The sequence below is a fragment of the Pseudomonas sp. PB106 genome (genome assembly GCF_009764645.1).
Classification (GTDB): domain Bacteria; phylum Pseudomonadota; class Gammaproteobacteria; order Pseudomonadales; family Pseudomonadaceae; genus Aquipseudomonas.
The window spans coordinates 1-5,402 of record NZ_RWIM01000083.1 but is presented as its reverse complement, the minus strand read 5'-3'; the positions used below and the strand labels follow the sequence as shown (position 1 = coordinate 5,402).

Below are 5,402 nucleotides of genomic sequence, written 5' to 3'. Positions count from 1 at the left end.
GCCTTCGGCAGCTCCTACAGGGATCGATGTAGGAGCTGCCGAAGGCTGCGATCTTTTGATCTGCAATAAAAAAGGCCTCCCGAAGGAGGCCTCTTTTTGTCACGCCGCGTAGCGCGGCGCTACCGGATCAGCAGCTGTAGTACAGCTCATATTCCAGTGGGTGTACGAAGGTGCGAACCTTGATTTCTTCTTCCGATTTCAGCGCGATGTAAGCGTCGATGAAGTCGTCGGAGAATACGCCGCCCTTGGTCAGGAACGCGCGGCCCTTGTCCAGCTCTTCCAGGGCTTCTTTCAGGCTGCCGCAAACTTGTGGGATCTCTTTCGCCTCTTCAGGCGGCAGGTCGTACAGGTTTTTGTCAGCAGCGTCGCCTGGGTGGATCTTGTTCTGGATACCGTCCAGGCCGGCCATCAGCAGTGCTGCGAAAGCCAGGTACGGGTTGGCAGCCGGATCGGGGAAACGCGCTTCGATACGGCGGGCTTTCGGGCTCGACACGTAAGGAATACGGATCGAAGCGGAGCGGTTGCGAGCCGAGTAGGCCAGCATCACTGGAGCTTCGAAGCCTGGCACCAGACGCTTGTAGGAGTTGGTCGCCGGGTTGGTGAAGCCGTTCAGGGCCTTACCGTGCTTGATGATGCCGCCGATGAAGTACAGAGCGGTATCGGACAGGCCGGCATAGCCTTCACCTGCGAAGGTGTTCTTGCCGTCTTTCCAGATCGACATGTGTACGTGCATGCCCGAACCGTTGTCGCCGTACAGTGGCTTCGGCATGAAGGTCGCGGTGCGGCCGTAAGCGTCAGCAACGTTGTGCACAACGTACTTCAGGGTTTGGGTTTCGTCGGCTTTCTTCACCAGAGTGTTGAACTTGACGCCGATTTCGTTCTGGCCGGCAGTCGCCACTTCGTGGTGGTGAACTTCGACGGTCAGGCCCATTTCTTCCAGTGCGTTGCACATGGAGGTACGGATTTCGTGGTCGTGGTCGAACGGTGGAACCGGGAAGTAGCCGCCTTTGACGCCTGGACGGTGACCCTTGTTGCCGCCTTCGATGTCCTGGTCGGACATCCACGAACCTTGCTCGGAGTAGATCTTGAACATCGAGCCGGAAATGTCCGACTTGAATTTCACCGAGTCAAAGATGAAGAACTCTGGCTCTGGACCGGCGAACACGGTGTCACCGATACCGGTGGCTTTCAGGTGCTCTTCGGCGCGCTTGGCGATCGCACGTGGGTCGCGGTCGTAGCCTTGCATGCTCGAAGGTTCGATGATGTCGCACACCAGAATCAGGGTGGCGTCTTCGGTGAACGGGTCGAGAACGGCAGTTTCGTCAACCGGCATCAGGATCATGTCGGAGGCTTCGATGCCTTTCCAGCCAGCGATGGAGGAACCGTCGAACATTTTGCCGACTTCGAAGAAGTCGTCGTCCAAAGCATCGCGAGCCGGCATGGTCACGTGGTGCTGAGTACCTTTGGTGTCCGTGAAGCGCAGATCAATCCACTTGACGTCATGATCTTTGATGAGTTGAACCGTCTTCGACATATGTCCTCCGGGTGGCTTCGGGCTTGGTAGTGGATGCCCTTGAATTTGGTTGATGCCGGCGCGAATACTCTGCCAAGGCAACCTGCCTCACAAGGGAGCAAATTGCATGCCAGTGCCCCAGCATGGGTTTTTTGCCCCAAATTCACCCTTATTAAGGCTCGAAACGTCTGAAAGCCGAAATTCCCGCCCTTTAATGTAGCGTCACAAATCGAAAATGACCTGTTTTGGTGCATGCAAAACCTTCTGCACATTAACTGGTTAAACCTTGAGCAATTTCCGCTATAATCCGCGCCCCCCTTTTTCGGCTGGCCGTTCGCGCGCTGTTTTCATGAAACTAATCGTAAAAGTCTTCCCCGAGATCACCATCAAAAGCCGACCTGTCCGGACGAAATTCATCCGCCAGTTGGCCAAGAACATCCGCACCGTGCTCCGTGACCTGGACCCGGCCGTGGTGGTGAACGGTGTGTGGGACAATCTCGAGCTGGAAACCCGCGTTACCGACGCCAAAGCCTTGAAAGAGATGGGCGAGCGCCTGACCTGCATGCCGGGCATTGCGCACTTTCTGCAGATCGACGAGTACCCGTTGGGCGACTTCGACGACATCACCGAGAAGTGCAAAGAGCACTACGGCGCTGCGCTGGCCGGGAAGATTTTCTCGGTGCGCTGCAAGCGTGCCGGCAAGCACACCTTCAGCTCGATGGACGTTGAAAAATACGTCGGCAGCAAACTTCGCCGTGAGTGCGGTGCTGCCGGTATCGACCTGAAAGCGCCGGAAATCGAAGTTCGTATCGAAGTTCGCGACAAACGGTTGTTTGTGATTCACAGCCAGCACAACGGCATCGGCGGCTACCCGCTCGGCGCTTTGGAGCAGACACTGGTATTGATGTCCGGCGGCTTTGACTCGACCGTTGCGGCCTACCAGATCATTCGTCGCGGCCTGATGACCCACTTCTGCTTCTTCAATCTGGGCGGTCGTGCCCACGAATTGGGCGTAATGGAAGTCGCGCATTTCATCTGGAAGAAGTACGGCAGCTCGCAACGCGTGCTATTTGTCAGTGTTCCGTTCGAAGAAGTGTTGGGCGAAATTCTCGGCAAAGTCGATAACAGTCATATGGGCGTCGTATTGAAGCGTATGATGTTGCGCGCGGCGTCGAACATCGCCGACCGCCTGCACATCGAAGCGCTGGTCACCGGCGAGGCGATCTCCCAGGTGTCGAGCCAGACATTGCCGAACCTGTCGGTGATCGACTGCGTGACCGACAAGCTGGTCCTGCGTCCGCTGATCGTGGCGCACAAGCAGGACATCATCGACACCGCCAACGAGATCGGCACCGCTGATTTCGCCCGGCACATGCCGGAATACTGTGGGGTCATTTCGGTCAACCCGAAGACCGCCGCCAAGCGCGGTCGCGTTGAGCACGAAGAGAAAGAATTCGACATGGCGGTACTCGAGCGTGCGCTCGAAAACGCCAAACTGGTGCCGATCGATCGGGTGATCGACGAATTGGGCCAGGACGTACAGATTGAAGAAGTCAGTGAAGCACTGGCCGGCCAGATCGTGATCGACATCCGTCACCCGGATGCCGCCGAGGATGAGCCGCTGGAACTCGCTGGCGTAGAAGTACAGACGATGCCGTTCTACGCAGTGAACGCTCGTTTCAAGGAGCTGGATCCGACTCGCCAGTACCTGCTGTATTGCGACAAAGGCGTGATGAGTCGCCTGCATGCTCACCATTTGCTCAGTGAGGGGCATGCCAATGTGCGCGTTTATCGACCGAGCTAAGTGCCCGGGGCTGTTTGCCTGTGGCCTGCGTCACCGGCCCCCCGACACCGCCGTCAAGCTGTAACGGCCATGCCGGACACTACTGCTAATCGCTGCCAAGACTTGTCAGCAAACCGAATCCTCTGATCGAGATACACAAGTGATCGAAAATCTACGTAACATCGCCATCATTGCCCACGTTGACCATGGTAAAACCACCCTGGTAGACAAACTCCTGCGTCAATCCGGCACTCTGGAGCGCAACGAGCTCAACGACGAGCGCGTGATGGACTCCAACGACCAGGAAAAAGAGCGCGGTATTACCATTCTGGCGAAAAACACCGCCATCAACTGGAACGGCTACCACATCAACATCGTGGACACCCCGGGCCACGCCGACTTCGGCGGTGAAGTTGAACGCGTAATGTCGATGGTTGACTCCGTTCTGCTGCTGGTTGACGCTCAAGACGGCCCTATGCCGCAAACCCGTTTCGTGACCAAGAAGGCTTTCGAAGCCGGCCTGCGTCCAATCGTGGTAATCAACAAGGTTGACCGTCCAGGCGCGCGTCCGGACTGGGTTCTGGACCAGATCTTCGACCTGTTCGACAACCTCGGTGCTACCGAAGAACAACTGGACTTCCAGGTTGTTTACGCCTCGGCCCTGAACGGCATTGCCGGTCTGGATCACACTGCCATGGCTGAAGACATGACTCCGCTGTACCAAGCGGTAGTCGACCACGTTCCGCCTCCGGCCGTTGACCGTGACGGTGCGTTCCAGATGCAGATCTCCGCTCTGGACTACAACAGCTTCCTGGGTGTTATCGGCGTTGGCCGTATCGCTCGTGGCCGCGTCAAGCCGAACACCCCGGTTGTGGCGATCGGTGCTGACGGCAAGCGCCGCAACGGCCGTATCCTGAAACTGATGGGTCACCACGGTCTGCACCGCATCGACGTTGAAGAAGCTGCAGCAGGCGACATCGTTTGCATCAGCGGTATGGACTCGCTGTTCATCTCCGACACCCTGTGCCACCCGGACACCGTCGAGGCGATGAAGCCTCTGACCGTTGACGAGCCAACCGTTTCGATGACCTTCCAGGTAAACGACTCGCCATTCTGCGGTAAAGAAGGCAAGTTCGTGACGTCCCGTAACATCAAGGACCGTCTGGACAAAGAGCTGCTGTACAACGTTGCCCTGCGCGTTGAAGAAGGCGACACCGCTGACAAGTTCAAGGTTTCCGGCCGTGGTGAGCTGCACCTCTCGGTACTGATCGAAACCATGCGTCGCGAAGGCTTCGAAATCGCTCTGGGTCGTCCGGAAGTGATCATTCGTGAAGTCGACGGCGTCAAGCAAGAGCCGTTCGAAAACGTGACCATCGACATCCCTGAAGAAGCTCAGGGCAAGGTCATGGAAGAGATGGGTCTGCGTAAAGGCGACCTGAGCAACATGGTGCCGGATGGCAAGGGCCGTGTTCGTCTGGAATACAACATCCCTGCTCGCGGTCTGATCGGTTTCCGTAACCAGTTCCTGACCCTGACCAACGGTGCTGGCATCCTGACCTCGATCTTCGATCGTTACGACACCGTCAAGTCGGGCCACATGTCCGGCCGTCAGAACGGCGTTCTGGTTTCGGTTGAAACCGGCAAGGCACTGACCTACTCGCTGGAAACCCTGCAGGCTCGTGGCAAGCTGTTCGTAGAACACGGCCAGGAGATCTACAACGGTCAAATCGTTGGTCAGAACAGCCGCGACAACGACCTGGGTGTAAACCCAACCAAAGGCAAGAAGCTCGACAACATGCGTGCTTCGGGTAAAGACGAAACCATCGCTCTGGTTCCACCTGTTCGCTTCACCCTGGAACAGGCTCTGGAATACATCCAGGAAGACGAGCTGTGCGAAGTCACTCCTAAGTCCATCCGTCTTCGCAAGAAGATCCTGGACGAAAGCGAGCGTACCCGCGCTGCCAAGAAAGCCAAGAACTGAGTTATTAGTTCAGGCTGAATGAAAACGCCCCCGGTCGCGAGACCGGGGGCGTTTTTGTTTGTCTGGGGTTTGTGCGGTATTTGTGCTGGCCCCATCGCTGGCAAGCCAGCTCCCACAGGGTTTTG

General features: G+C 57.1%; 3 protein-coding genes. 2 read left to right on the top strand and 1 reads right to left on the bottom strand.

The features are described 5' to 3' along the window. Nucleotides 1-127: 127 nt before the first annotated feature. On the bottom strand, nucleotides 128-1,534 hold the full coding sequence (gene glnA, locus EJA71_RS11490; RefSeq protein ID WP_008080570.1) for a type I glutamate--ammonia ligase: 1,407 nt from the start codon (nucleotides 1,532-1,534) through the stop codon (nucleotides 128-130). Between the two features lie 328 nt (nucleotides 1,535-1,862). Between glnA and thiI the strand changes: the two genes are divergently transcribed. Both thiI and typA read left to right on the top strand, forming a co-directional pair. After that, a complete protein-coding gene (gene thiI, locus EJA71_RS11485; protein WP_110720649.1) occupies nucleotides 1,863-3,317 on the top strand; it encodes a tRNA uracil 4-sulfurtransferase ThiI in 1,455 nt (484 codons plus the stop codon). Nucleotides 3,318-3,456: 139 nt separating this feature from the next. After that, nucleotides 3,457-5,277, top strand: a complete 1,821-nt coding sequence (gene typA / locus EJA71_RS11480; protein ID WP_038359982.1) for a translational GTPase TypA — start codon at nucleotides 3,457-3,459, stop codon at nucleotides 5,275-5,277. Nucleotides 5,278-5,402 lie beyond the last annotated feature (125 nt).